The organism is Oleidesulfovibrio alaskensis DSM 16109 (assembly GCF_000482745.1).
GTDB classification, from domain to species: domain Bacteria; phylum Desulfobacterota; class Desulfovibrionia; order Desulfovibrionales; family Desulfovibrionaceae; genus Oleidesulfovibrio; species Oleidesulfovibrio alaskensis.
Map to the genome: position 1 here is coordinate 129,803 of NZ_KI519494.1, position 13,120 is coordinate 142,922.

Consider the following 13,120-nt stretch of genomic DNA (forward strand, 5'->3'; position numbering starts at 1 on the left):
ACAGACATGGACGAATAACGACAAAACGACAGGAGTATTTGATGGCAACTTTTAACCTACGCCGCTTTTCGAAGCCGGAGATGCTCCGGCGAATCGACAGGAAGCATCTCATTGCCTTTCTGGAGCCTCATGCCGCCTATTTTTCAGCTCGCGGCGTAGAGTTGCCACCAGTCCAGCACGAAGATGGCCTGGACTACAACGCGCTCAGTCACATTTTGCTGACCCCGGACGGTTCAACCCCAGACGACCTTGCAGAGGCCTTGTTCTATGTGAATGAAGTTTCGACTCCTGAAGGATTCGACTCCATTCAGGATGAGATCGCTGGAACGGACATCGACGTGGAAATCGGGGAAAACGCCGCACCGGCAGACTTGGCGATCCAGGTCTGGATGGCTGACCGGGAAATCATCGAGAAGGTACACGCCGAACAGTTCTTCATGAACGTCAGGTCCTTCGAGTATTTCAAGACCAAGAAAAAACCGCTGCCGGATTTCGTGCTGCCATCGGAGGAAACCCTCGCGGCCCTCGAAGCCGATCTTGACGAATGGTTTTCCAAGAAGCGTCGGGGCAAGTATTCCAAGGTGTTCGTCTATCCGAAGGAAGGCCACACATGGTTCCTCGTGCGCCACGGCAAGCCCTATGCCCGTGAAGCGGTCATTGAGGCCGGTGAATCCACCAGCCAATACTTCCGCCCTGAAAAATTCGACGTGCTTGCATACAACCCCGTCATCGGGGAGATCCGCATGAACGCCGAAACCAAGGGTGAGAAGGAGCTCTACCGCAAGAAATTTGGATTTCACCTGTTCGGAGACGAGGAGTTCTTCAACGAACGCAGCCGGTTTGACCTGGAACCTTTGCGGCAAATTGGTGAAGACGCGCTCCTATGTGACGATGTCGATGGCATCGAGTATGTCAGGCTCAAGGAAGTTCAGGTCTTTTGGGGCGGCGCTCATAAAGACGTCGAAATCCGCAGGTCTGAGGACATTTTTGCATCCCTTCGTGATCGAGGCGCTTCACTCCCAGGCGGAGGGAAAATCATCAAAGCAAGCTTCCAGATTAAGTTCGAGGGGTCCAAGACTCCAAGATCTGTGATCTTGAGTTCAGGCAACCGGGCGCAATTCAAACGTGATGGTGATGCCGAGGTTATCGAGCGGTGGCTTGGACTCAGGGGCTTTATTGTCGGGGCCGGAGGGACATCGGATGAATGACCCCTTCTGGGCATATCTGGAGAGATTGCCTGGAAAGTCGGCGGCGCTGTTCGATTGGGATAAGGCGCTCTCCGGTTGGGACCGATACCCGTTGTTTCGGGATCACTTCCTTCAACTGACCAAGAATCACGCGACCGCCGTGGATTGCCCAACGGAATGTGGCCTCGGTTGCCCACGAAGTGTGGTTACCCATGCGAAGACCAACATCCGGGCCATCTGCAATGAGAAAGAAGGCCCGGCCATTCAACTCTCTCCACGGCAGACGCTGATCTACCGGCTCAAGCAGTCAGCCATCAATGGCGCTATCTGCACGGCCATGGGAATTGAACACCGAGAGGCAAAACTCGATGGCCTGCCCCACACATGGAGACTGGGCGATTTCATACCCACGGCTGGGATGGACTTCCCCGTTGTGCTGACAATGCAGGACAGCAAGGACGCGCTGGTAGAGGTCGTCCGATCATTATGCCTTTCGACCCCCAAACCCTTTGTTGTAATAGCGCCCACGCGCCTTCATCTGAGTCCTGCAGTTGAAACACTGCTGGCGCAGAAAGACAGCCTTTTCGTCGCGCTGAACGAAGATCTGTACCTGGGTGATGCGCCACGACTCCTGACCTGTCGGGACAAGACTGAGATATTCGCTCCCCTTATCGATCAGGTGCCTGGGCCGGATTCAGGCGGCACAGTGTTTTTCATGACACCGCCGGGCACCACATGGCCACAAATCAAGATTCAGTTCCGCGATGGCCATACCGTCACAATATGGGCGGGAGATCAGAGCGGTCGATACACCTATACGCAAATGGGAATGGCGAGCAGGAAGAATGGCAATCCTACCGAGCAATGGAAATTGCTTGAGGGGTTTGCCAACTCCCGTGGCGAGATTGACTGGCACAGCCGATACGCGTCGGACAAACTGAAGAAACAGAAGCAAGAGCTGTCGAAGCACCTGCGGGAATTCTTCCGGCTCGATGACGATCCTATCGAATGGGTCAAGGACACAAAGACCTACCGGTGTAAGTTCCGCATCCTCCCGGAAGGTGCCGAGGTTTACTGACCACCCTTTATAGCGCCCGACAAATCTATAGCCCCGATTCAGGATTCTGGATCGGGGCTTTTTGCGTCTTGGAGGCCCGCTCGGTGAAATTTCACTGGGGCCGGGCAAAAAAAGTTAAAAAAGTTTTCCTCTGTAAATCCACCACCAATCAGAGCCTTACGGGCTTTCCTCCTTCTTGAGCCAAGGCGTTTTTCGGGGTCGCAACGAAAATTCGCCAAAGCAGGGTGACAGGTCTGGTGAACACGAAAAGTTCACGACCGCCACCCGGGAAATTCATGCCGGACCTGTCTCCCGGTCGGTCCAGAAATGAAGGAGGTTCGGCATGAACCAGACAAGCAAAGCACACCTCACCCCACCGAAGCGGCGACTCATCGAGTTGATGCAGGACATCAACTTCGGCCGCATCACCAACATTCCGGTCCGCGACGGCGAGCCGGAACTCACCCCTGACACGGTCATCGAGCGCGAGATCAAGCTGGGCGGACAAAGCGGTCCCCGGCCCGAGCGCGACCAGGATGACTTCATCCTCAAGCAAGAGGTCGTGGCGCTGCTGGAGCACCTCGCGCAGATGGGCAGTGGAAAAGTCTGCCTGCTCGAGATCAAGCACGGTCTCCCGTTCCTGATGCGCATCGAGGAACGGGCAGCCTGAACACGTAACGACCTGAACCCTTAGACACTGGACAACAAGCTGGACGCATGGCGGAGGCTGTTGTGGGTGTCGCCGAGCCGAATACGGCAATTGGCGGCGTACCTGCGACCCCTTCGCCCACGCGACAGCTTTGTCCTGTGATCTGGCCCGTGCCGACACCCACGCGGACCTCCTCCTCGCTCCGAGGAGGCCCCGATGGTTTCACAGAATTCTTACGACGGCATCGACAAGTATGCCGCCGACCTCATTCGGCACAAAGCACGTCAACTCGTAGGCAAGGCCGGATTCACCGAGGACGACAGACCCGACCTCGAACAGGAACTGATGATCGATCTGCTGCAGCGGATGCGGCATTTCAATCCCGCCAAGGCCAAGAAGACCACCTTCATGGCCCGGATCGTCGAACGTCACATCTCCACCATTTTGGAGGCCCGGTTCGCCCAATGCCGGGACTGGCGGCTCTGCCAAACATCACTCAACGAACCCCTCGACAACGGCGAAGGCGACACCACCGAACGGATCGACTTCCTGGACAGCGAAGGTTCTCTGGGGGGCGGCACCCGCGAAACAAGAGAGCGCCTCGCCCATGAGATCCGCATGGATCTCGACCAGGCCATCGCCTCGCTGCCGGAAGAGCTCCGGGATCTGTGCGTGCGCCTGCACGACAGCACCATGGCCGAGGTCGCCCGGGAGATGGGCATTCCCAGAACCACCCTCTACGACCGGCTGAGCAAGCTGCGGGACGCGTTCCGCGAGGCTGGCCTGACGGACTACCTGTGATCTCCGACGCATCAGCTCTGGCTCCGGTAAGTAAGCACCGTGCCGCATGGTGCGGCTATCCGGGGCCTCGGAAATCAGAACCTGAACAAAAGAGGAGTTCAACCATGACTCACGACACCTACAAGTACCGTTTTGACGAGTCGGTCCCGGCCCAGGAACTGGAAGACACTTTCATGCTGGCGATGCTGGCCGTCGAAAGCCTGCATGGCCGTTCCCGTGTGCGGATGGAGAGCCGGTTCAATTTGGACAAGGCCCGACGCACCTGCGTGATCGACGCCTCCACCGATGTCGGCAGCGACCTCGCCCGCATCTTCACCGGCTTCGCCACCAAGGAGTACGGCGAACGTTCGGTCCTGATCGAACGTACCCAGCCGTCAGGTTGCGCCTGTGCCTCAAAGCATCGCGCAGCGCCCGCCGCTGCAGCAGCGGGGGTGGCGGTATGAGCGAGCTGATGACCACCACCTATTCCATGTGGCGGATGTTCCGCAACTGCCGCATGGCCTGCAAGTGGCGCTACATCGACGAGCTGGTGCCGCTCGAACGCGACCCCAATCTGGCCTTCGGCTCGGTCATCCACGACTGCCTGGAGTGCTGGCACGGCGAGCGGGATCTGGCCAAGGTCCTCGACCACATCGACCGGACCTATCCAAACCGGGCGCAGGACGACCATCAACAGGCCGACTGGCATCTCGCCCGGGCCATGATGAGCGCCTATGCGGAACACTACCCGGCCGAAGCGTTCGAGGTCGTCGCGCTCGAGAAAACCTTCGAAGGTCCCATCGTCAACCCAGCGACCGGGGCGACCTCACGCAGTTTCATTCTCGCCGGGAAGGTGGACGGCATCGTCCGTCAGGATGGCCAGTATTTCCTGCTGGAACACAAAACCGCCTCGCAGATCGACGCCAGCTACCTGGAGCGGCTGTGGACCGATTTCCAGATCATCCTCTACGCCTGGTACCTGGAGCAGACCCTCGGCATCACGGTCAGCGGCATCATCTACAACGTCCTGGTCAAGGCCAAGTTGCGCCAGGGAAAGGGTGAGACCGAAGCCGAATTCGAGGCCCGCCGGGCGGAGCTGATCGCCAAGTCGAAAACCGGCAAGAGCAGCGCCAAGCGCAAGCTGCCCGAGGACGACGACACCTTCCAGCAACGGCTCCAGGAGAAGTACCTCGAGACGGGCATGTTCCACCGCGAGGTGCTCTACATCTCCCGCGACCAGTTCGAGGAACTGCGGGCGGAGCTGTGGGAACTCTCCAAGGCCATGCTCGACGCCCGTCGGCGCGACACCTTCTACCGCAACACCAGCTACTGCTTCCAGTACGGAAGGCCCTGCGCCTACTTCCAGCTCTGCCGCTCGGGCGGCAACCCCAACGTCATCGAAAACCATTTCCAACGGATCGCCCCGCACGAAGAGCTGCGGGACGGAGCCGGTGAAGACGCCGCTCCGGTGTTTTGAAATCCCAACCATAAGGAGACGAAGCCATGCTTCCCAAGACCAAAAGCAAACCCAAACACACACTCTCGGACCTCACCGCCCTGGTGTACGGCCCGAGCAAGATCGGCAAGAGCACCTGGTGCTCCAAGGCCGATGACGCACTGTTCCTGGCGACCGAGCCGGGCCTGAACGCCCTGGAGGTGTTCCAGACCCCGATCACCTGCTGGGACGATCTTCTGCAGGCCTGCGCGGAGATCGCCGAGGGCAAGCACGAGTTCAAGACCATCGTCGTCGACACGGTGGATAACGCCTACAAGATGTGCTCGGACTACGTCTGCAAGAAATTCAAGATCGAGCACGAATCCGACCTGGGCTACGGCAAGGGCTACGCGCTGATCAACAACGAGTTCCAGCGCGTCATCAACAAGCTCGCCTTCCTGCCCTACGGGCTGATCCTTATTTCCCACTCCCAGGAGCGGGACATCGAGACCCGGACCGGCAAACACACCCGCATCGTGCCGACGCTGCCGGAAAAGGCGCGGAAGCTGGTCACCGGTCTGGTGGATCTGATCCTGTTTTGCGACCTGGACATGAAAACCGGCGAGGACGGCAAGCCGGTCTGGCAGCGCGTGATGCGCACCAAGCCCAGTCCCAACTACGACGCCGGTGACCGCACCGGCCGACTCCCCGAAGTCATCCCCCTCGATTTTTCGAGCTTCGTGAAAGCGTTCAACAACACGGCAGCCGGAGCTGCGGCGAGTGCCGCCCGGCCGAAGCCGGAGCCGACCGCGAGTGCGGCGGCGAAACCCCAACAGTAAGGAGATCCGACCATGGAACACTACGAAAACCAATCCAGCAGCAACCTCGACCTGGCGCAGTTCGACGACGCCTTCGAAAGCGCCGAAGTCGAGGAGCGTGAGTTCGAGGCCGTCCCCGACGGCAAATACCAGGTCAACGTCGACCGGGTCGAACTGACCCGCGCCCAGACCTCGGGCAATCCCATGCTCAAGTGGACCCTGCGCATTCTCGCGCCGACCCACAAGGGCCGTCTGCTCTGGCGCAACAACGTCATGGCCAGCAACGAGAACATCAAGTGGCTCAAGCAGGACCTCTACACCTGCGGGCTGCAGCTTCAGAAGCTCTCCGACCTGCCGGGCCACCTCGAGCAGCTTCTCAATATCAAGCTGGAGGTGACCAAGCGCACTCGCGGTGAAAACGAGAACATCTACTTCAACCGTCGCATTGTCATGGCCGACGATGCCGGGGCTCCCGGCGCGGCGATGGACGACATGATCCCGTTCTGATGATGGACCGGATCACCGTTGTCGTCGACACCCGCGAACAGGAGCCCTACAGCTTCGATAGCGACAAAATTTCGGCGGTTCGCAAGGCGCTGCCCGCCGGTGATTACTCACTGGTCGGCCTCGAGGAACGGGTGGCGGTGGAGCGCAAATCCCTGACGGATTTCGTCTCCACCGTCATCCGGGGGCGAAAGCGGTTCCACCGCGAGCTGGAAAAGCTATCCGCCTACGAATCCGCCTGCGTGGTTGTCGAATGCAACTTTCGCGATCTGGTCGATGGCCGCTACCGCAGCGATGCCCACCCGCATGCGCTGATCGGAACGGTCGCCTCCATCGTCGTCGACTTCGGTGTCCCCGTCTACTTCTGCTCGGACCGGCAGGCCGCCTGCCGTTTTGTCGAGGAGTACCTGACACGTTTTCACCGGAGGATCGCGAGATGCCAAAAAGAAATGAGAGTAACCCGGCGCGACTCCGGGGAAGAATAGAGCGCGTTTACTATGCCGGACCCAAGTTCTCCGCAGGCCGACTGCTCACCCCGACCGGTGAGGAAGTCCAGTTCGCGGGCAATTTGTTCGCCCGGGAAAATCAGCCTGTGGTCCTGCTCGGGTCGTGGGCCACCCATCCCAAATACGGCCGTCAGTTCAAGGTCGACGGGATGGAGCACGACCTCGAACTCGATCCGGAGGGGCTGATCCATTATTTGGCTAACCATCCGGAGATCAAGGGCATTGGTCCGGCCAAGGCCAGATTGATCGTCGAGAGTTTCGGCGACGCCTTTGAAGAAACCCTTCTGAACGACCCCGAGCGCATCGCGCTCAAAGCCCGGCTGCCCTTGGATGCTGCCCGGCGGCTGCGCGACGAATGGTTGAAGAACCGCAGCGTCAACGCCGTCATGGCCTGGTTGTCGGCATTCGGACTGACCCATCATCAGGTCACCACTCTGGTCGAGAGACTCGGCGGCAACTGCCTCGATATCCTGAAGGAAGACCCGTACATCCTCATTCGGGAGATCCGGGGATTCGGCTTCAAGAAGGTCGACAAGATCGCCCGCAAGCTGGGCACCCCCAAGGACCACACCCCTCGTATCCGCGCTGGGTTGAATTTCTGCGTCCGTGAAGCCCTGGACAATGGTCACTGCTGGATCGAATACGAGGATCTGGTGGATCAGGCCAACCTGCTGCTGGTCATGGATGCCTTGGACAGCCGGGTCCGTATCGAGAGCGCCCTCGACGCGCTCATCGAAGAACAGGCGCTTTCCTGCGATTCCCACGGCGGACGTTTCGTGGTCGCTCTGCCGGAGATCGTCCGCATGGAGCGGGAGCTGGCCTCGTTGTTCGGCCAGGCCGAAACACCCAACCCGCATTTCCAGTCCGTCAAGAAACTCGATGCCCTGATTCGGCGCTGCGCATCAACGCTGAACGAGAAGCAGCTCGAAGCGGTGCGCTCGGCCCTCCACCACAGCATCAGCCTGATTTCGGGTGGAGCCGGTTCGGGCAAGAGCTACACCATTTCGGTCATCAACACTATCTGCGAGGAGAGCGACCTGGAGGTCGTGCTCGCCGCGCCGACCGGCAAGGCCGCCAAGCGCCTGGAGGAAGTCAGCGGCCGTAGCGGCACCACTATCCACCGTCTGCTCGGCTATGACGGAAAGGGTTTCTCGCGCAGCAAGGAAAATCCCATCGATGCCGACGTCCTGGTGGTCGACGAATTTTCGATGGTGGACGTGCCGCTGGCCTGGCACCTGTTCGAGGCGGTCGATCTGTCGCGGACCACGGTGCTGCTGGTCGGGGACCACAACCAGCTTCCGCCGGTGGGACCCGGAAACATCCTGCGCGATCTGATCCAGACACGCGCCATCCCCACGGTCATCCTCGACAAGGTCGTGCGCCAGGCGGGCGTCCTCAAGGAGAACTGCACCGCCGTTCTCAAGGGCGAGGTGCGCAAGACCAGCGAGGCGTCGGTATCCGGATGCCGGGATTGGTATCTGGTGGATCAGTTCACAGATCCGATGGCGGCACGCTCGTTCCTGCTGGAGCTGTTTCAGGAGCGGCTCGACGCCCTGGGGTTCGACATCATCAAGGACGTGCAGGTGCTGACGCCGACCCACAAGGGTCCGCTCGGAACCAAGGAATTGAACGAGGAACTGCAGCGGCTCATCCAGCGCAAGCTCTGGAACACCGAGGTGCCGCCGGTCGCCATGGGTCGCCGCGCTCCGTTTCTCAAGCACGACAAGGTCATCCAGACCCGGAACAACTACGACCTGAACGTGATGAACGGTGCCATCGGCTATGTGGTCGATGTCCTCGCGAACGGCACTCTGGTCATCGATTTCGACGGCATGCCGGTGGAGCTGGAGAAAGGGTCGCCCGACCTTCAGGACCTGCAGCTCGCCTATGCGCTCACCATTCACAAAACCCAGGGTTCCGAGTTCCCCTGCGCCGTGGTGGTGGTCCACAAGGCACATTCCTTCATGCACCACCGCAATCTGCTCTACACCGGGGTGACCCGCGCCCGGCGCACCGCCATTGTCCTGGGCGACCATTGGGGCATCCAGAACTGCGCCAAGCGTTGCCAGGTGGATGACCGCCGGACCTTCCTGCCCCTGTTCCTGGACGCCGCCCAGCATGCGGAAGGCGACTTCGCCCGTGTCGCGGAGGCCGAATGAGTATGGGCGGAACGGATAACGTCAGGGAGTATTACCGGCTCGTCACCGAGATGGACATCGGTGACGTGGCCCGGGAACTCCTGCCGGGACGGATCACCCAGGAGACCGGCCAGCGCTTGATGTGCGACTGCCCCAACCATCAGAGCCAGTCGCGCCTGTCGCTGCACGTGATGCTCGACAAGCAGGGCTGGTACTGCTTCGGCTGCGGAGTCGGCGGTGACGTGCTGCAGCTCGTGGAGTTCATTCAGACGGGCTCGGTCACCGCCGGGCAATCCGGTCCGATGCCGGACAGCCACCGCCAGGCCCGGGACTATCTCGCCAAGAAGGCGGGTTTGCCGCCGCTGTCGCGCTATGGTCTCAGCCAGGAGCGTCTCGCCCAGACGGAGGCGGACCGCGCCTTCGAGTTGCGGGTCAAGGACGCGTTGACCGCGCTGGCCAGGCTTTACCACGCCAAGCTCAAGGAGTCGCCGGAGGTCATCGACTGGCTGAAATCCAAATACGCCCTGAGCGAGGAGACCATCGACGATCTCCTGATCGGCTACGCGGACAACGCATCCGGCGCGGTCGTCCAACTGACCGGGGGTGAGGACGGTTTCTCCAAGCGGGAGCTCGCCGCCACCGGCGCTTTCCGTCCCACCAGCCAGGACGGCCTGACGCCATTTTTCGAGCGCCGGATCGTCTTTCCCTACTGGAGCCGTGGCCGGGTGGTGTTCATGATCGGCCGCAAGACGCCGTGGACCCCGGACGTGGGCTGGGAGCAAGGGAAATACAAGAAACTGCCGGTTCACGACGAACACCAGCGGCCCTACGTCGCCGACTTCATCAACAACGCGCTGCTGTTCAACGAGGACTGTCTGCTGGCCCGGCCCGGCAAGGTGATCATCACCGAGGGGGTGACCGATTGCCTGGCGCTGATGCAACTGGGCCTGCCCACCGTATCGCCGGTCACCGTCCGCATCCGGGCCGCCGATTGGGAGCGCCTGATCCCCAAGTTGCGCGGCGTCGAAACCGTCTACATCTGTCAGGACAACGAACTCTCCCAAGCCGGTCTCAAGGGGGCACTGCAAACCGCCCGCACCCTGGCCGAACACAAGATCGACACACGCCTGGTGACGCTGCCCTTGTCGGAGACACAGATCTCAGCCCGGCAGGAGCTGACCGAACGCTTCGGCCTGACGGCGAGCGTGGGGCCGAAGGAGCTGGCCAAGCTGCTGGCTGGACGGCCCGCCGAGGAAACCCAGGCGGCCGAGGCGCTTCTCGCCACCGCAAAGATCGACGTCAACGATTACATTGCCGCCGGGCATACCCGGGAGGATTTCGAACGCCTGCTCGCCGAGGCCAGCACGCCCATCGAGTTCGGCGTGCGCTCGCTGCCCGAGGGCGCTGAGGAAGAGGAACGCAACCGCCTGCTCGAACCGATCCTGGGGGAGATTTCCGAGCAGTCGCCGCTGGAACAGGCCCGCCTGCTGAAGCTGGTGCAGGAGCGCATCGGCGGTGGCGTCTCCATGGCCACCCTGAAGGAACAAATCCGCGCCATCCAGAAGGACCGAAAGGTCGAGTTCCGCAACGAAAAGAAAAAGGCCAAGCGGATGTCCGGCGCGATGCCCGGATCATGCCGCGCCCGGGTCGACGAGGTGCTAATCGACACGGAACTAGAGAACGGCGCTCCCGACTACACCTTGGCCGCCGAGGCTGCCTACGACTGGTTCAACGCCAACGGTGCCCAGTTCTTTCACACACTGCAGGGCGAGCCGTTCATGTATTTCGACAACGCCATCTACTGGATGGATTCGCCGGACCGGGGCCGCAAGCGCCATTACGCGGCCATGCTCTATAAGCACACGGGCATGGTGCCGACCACGGGCGGCGGACGGACATTTTTCGAGGTGTTGCCAAGCCTGGCCATGATCCGTGGGCAGGTGCGCGACCATTTTTCCTGGCTGCACACGGATGTGGCTTCCTACACCGTCTATTTCAACCTGAACAATCCGGAGCACGAGATCGCCAAGATCACCCCGGACGAAATTCAGATCATGAAGAACGGCGGCAACGAGGACGGCATCATCCTGGACGGCTCGCGCAAGATGAAGCCGCTAAAATTCCTGCCCGACGCCGACCTCGAAGAGGCGGACCGGCTCCTGGTCGATCTGCTCGTAGGCAACATGACCTGCCCGCAGGGGGATCGCTTTCTCATCCTTTCCTGGCTCTCCTGTTTCCTGCTGATCGACTTCGCCGGGACGCGGCCCATGACCCGCTTCGAGGGCTCGGCCGGATCGGGCAAGACTACCGCCAGCAAGATCACGTCGACATTGCTTTACGGCGAGCCCCAGCACAAGAAGGCCACCGACGCGGCGAACTACACCGATGGCTCGCAGAACCCACTCATCGTCCTCGACAACATCGAGGTCAAGCAGATGACCGAGGATCTGACCACCTTCATGCTGACCAGCATCACCGGCATCGCCAAGGAGAAACGCAAGAGCGGCACCGACAGCGAGACCATCACCGAGCGGACCAAATGCCTGCTGAACACCACCGGCATCGAGCCGCTGTGCGGGGAACTTTCGGAGATCCTGTCGAGGTCCTTCGTCATCAACTTCGACCTCGCCAACCAGGCCAGCGACTGCTTTCTGGAATCGGAGGTCATCTCGGCCATCCAGCAGAACCGGGATCTGATCATCTCGGCCATCATGAAGCGGACCAGCCATGTGCTGGCGATGATCCGGGACGGAGCCCAGAAACAGGTCATGCGCCTGCTGCACCGAACCATGCCGACCCATGGCAAGCGCCGTTGCAACGACTATCTGAGCCTGATGTACCTGATGATGCTGGCCGGGTCCGAGGATCACGAGGTGACCACCGGACTCGAGGATCTGAGCCCGCTGTTCATCGAGCAGATCCATTCCATCAACGACACCAGCCAGGAGATGGCCCGGGAGTCGAACCCCATCGCCACGGCGCTGGCGTCGCTCTTCCACGCTTATCGGAACGCGGTGGAGCTGGACGAGAAGGCCCGCTACGGCGAGGACGACCGGGCAAACCATGTGGTGGGGTTCATCGAACGCTACCAGGTGAGGTTCGAGAACGAGAACACCATGGAACCGGTGTCTGCGGGAAGGCTGCTCGCGGCTCTGCGCAGGGTCGGCCGGGAATTCAACCTCGAATTCGAATACAAGAAGCCCGCCCAGCTCGGTCGGCGCATCAGCAACGACCTGGACATCATCCGGGACGCCGGGTTCGACATCGACCGGCAGCGCAACGCCCACACCAAGAACTTCGAGTATTGGATCAGCGCAAACAGGGGGGAAATGAAGGAGAACTGGTGAGTTATGCCTGTAATAGACGACGTTGCAGCAAGGTCTGCATATCACGGCGGCCGTCGGCAATCACCATGACATAAACATTTTCGGCCATGACTCGATAGATGATGCGGTAGGGTTTGAAAAATATCTCTCGGTACTCGCGAAGCCCGACGGCCAGCAGTTCCTTCGGATAGGCTCCTCGCTCCGGGTTCTCGGAGAGGCTCGAAAAGGCCTTCTCTATTTGATCGAGAACGTAATCCGCTTTTCCCGGCGCGTCGTGGGATGCAATGTAGTCGTACAGCTCCTCCAAATCCCGTGACGCATCGTCGGTCAGAAATATCTGAAAGGCCATCAGCGACTCTTGCTCCGGTCGCGAAGCCGCTGAATGACATCACCGGCGGGCTGGACCTTGCCTTCCTCGATCTGGCGCGAGCCGAGCGCGAGGATCTTCAGAAGGGCCATGGTCTCCTGGGTTTGCTCATAGCTTTCGATGTCCTGCATCACGACCTTGGCTTCGCCATTCTGGGTGATGACCAGGGGTTCACCTTGCCCCGACATGTTGCGCACGATTTCTGCGGCATGGGCCTTCAGGTAACTGATCGGTTTGATCTGACTCGATAGCTTCATATCCATCCTCCTTTGCATGACCAAATATAGTCCAAAAACGGGTCAACTGTCAATCTGAAACGCTCCGAGTCGCCATCGTGGTGGCTTGAAAAATCA

At 60.4% G+C, this 13,120-nt stretch carries 13 protein-coding genes; 11 read left to right on the forward strand and 2 right to left on the reverse strand.

Features of this window, described 5'->3' with window-relative positions; all coding sequences use genetic code 11:
- The first annotated feature begins 41 nt into the window (after positions 1 to 41).
- The 11 genes from H586_RS0112515 (at position 42) to H586_RS0112565 (ending at position 12,421) form a co-directional block, all read left to right on the forward strand.
- Positions 42 to 1,208, forward strand: a complete 1,167-nt coding sequence (locus H586_RS0112515) for a hypothetical protein (RefSeq protein ID WP_027182206.1) — start codon at positions 42 to 44, stop codon at positions 1,206 to 1,208.
- Complete coding sequence (locus H586_RS0112520) at positions 1,201 to 2,265, forward strand: hypothetical protein (protein ID WP_027182207.1); 1,065 nt, start codon at positions 1,201 to 1,203, stop codon at positions 2,263 to 2,265. The genes H586_RS0112515 and H586_RS0112520 overlap by 8 nt, the downstream gene beginning before the upstream one ends.
- Positions 2,266 to 2,587: 322 nt before the next feature.
- On the forward strand, positions 2,588 to 2,914 hold the full coding sequence (locus tag H586_RS0112525) for a hypothetical protein (protein ID WP_011367849.1): 327 nt from the start codon (positions 2,588 to 2,590) through the stop codon (positions 2,912 to 2,914).
- A 195-nt stretch (positions 2,915 to 3,109) separates the two neighbouring features.
- Positions 3,110 to 3,694: a sigma-70 family RNA polymerase sigma factor gene (locus H586_RS0112530; RefSeq protein ID WP_027182208.1), complete on the forward strand. Its 585-nt coding sequence runs from the start codon at positions 3,110 to 3,112 to the stop codon at positions 3,692 to 3,694.
- A 104-nt stretch (positions 3,695 to 3,798) separates the two neighbouring features.
- On the forward strand, positions 3,799 to 4,137 hold the full coding sequence (locus H586_RS0112535) for a hypothetical protein (protein ID WP_027182209.1): 339 nt from the start codon (positions 3,799 to 3,801) through the stop codon (positions 4,135 to 4,137).
- On the forward strand, positions 4,134 to 5,150 hold the full coding sequence (locus H586_RS0112540) for a PD-(D/E)XK nuclease family protein (RefSeq protein WP_027182210.1): 1,017 nt from the start codon (positions 4,134 to 4,136) through the stop codon (positions 5,148 to 5,150). Before H586_RS0112535 ends, H586_RS0112540 begins: the two co-directional genes overlap by 4 nt.
- Positions 5,151 to 5,176: 26 nt before the next feature.
- Positions 5,177 to 5,947, forward strand: a complete 771-nt coding sequence (locus tag H586_RS0112545; protein WP_013219084.1) for an ATP-binding protein — start codon at positions 5,177 to 5,179, stop codon at positions 5,945 to 5,947.
- 12 nt (positions 5,948 to 5,959) lie between these two features.
- Entirely contained in the window at positions 5,960 to 6,433 is a 474-nt protein-coding gene (locus H586_RS0112550; protein ID WP_027182211.1) for a DUF669 domain-containing protein, read from the forward strand.
- Entirely contained in the window at positions 6,433 to 6,915 is a 483-nt protein-coding gene (locus H586_RS0112555) for an ERCC4 domain-containing protein (protein ID WP_027182212.1), read from the forward strand. The genes H586_RS0112550 and H586_RS0112555 overlap by 1 nt, the downstream gene beginning before the upstream one ends.
- Complete coding sequence (gene recD2 / locus H586_RS0112560; protein ID WP_027182213.1) at positions 6,867 to 9,095, forward strand: SF1B family DNA helicase RecD2; 2,229 nt, start codon at positions 6,867 to 6,869, stop codon at positions 9,093 to 9,095. Before H586_RS0112555 ends, recD2 begins: the two co-directional genes overlap by 49 nt.
- Positions 9,092 to 12,421: a CHC2 zinc finger domain-containing protein gene (locus H586_RS0112565; RefSeq protein WP_027182214.1), complete on the forward strand. Its 3,330-nt coding sequence runs from the start codon at positions 9,092 to 9,094 to the stop codon at positions 12,419 to 12,421. Before recD2 ends, H586_RS0112565 begins: the two co-directional genes overlap by 4 nt.
- A gap of 1 nt (position 12,422) precedes the next feature.
- On the opposite strand, the gene H586_RS0112570 is transcribed toward H586_RS0112565, so the two are convergent.
- Both H586_RS0112570 and H586_RS0112575 read right to left on the reverse strand, forming a co-directional pair.
- Entirely contained in the window at positions 12,423 to 12,749 is a 327-nt protein-coding gene (locus H586_RS0112570) for a type II toxin-antitoxin system RelE/ParE family toxin (protein ID WP_027182215.1), read from the reverse strand.
- Positions 12,749 to 13,024, reverse strand: coding sequence for a type II toxin-antitoxin system Phd/YefM family antitoxin (locus H586_RS0112575; RefSeq protein WP_020886703.1), 276 nt, complete (start codon positions 13,022 to 13,024; stop codon positions 12,749 to 12,751). Before H586_RS0112575 ends, H586_RS0112570 begins: the two co-directional genes overlap by 1 nt.
- Positions 13,025 to 13,120 lie beyond the last annotated feature (96 nt).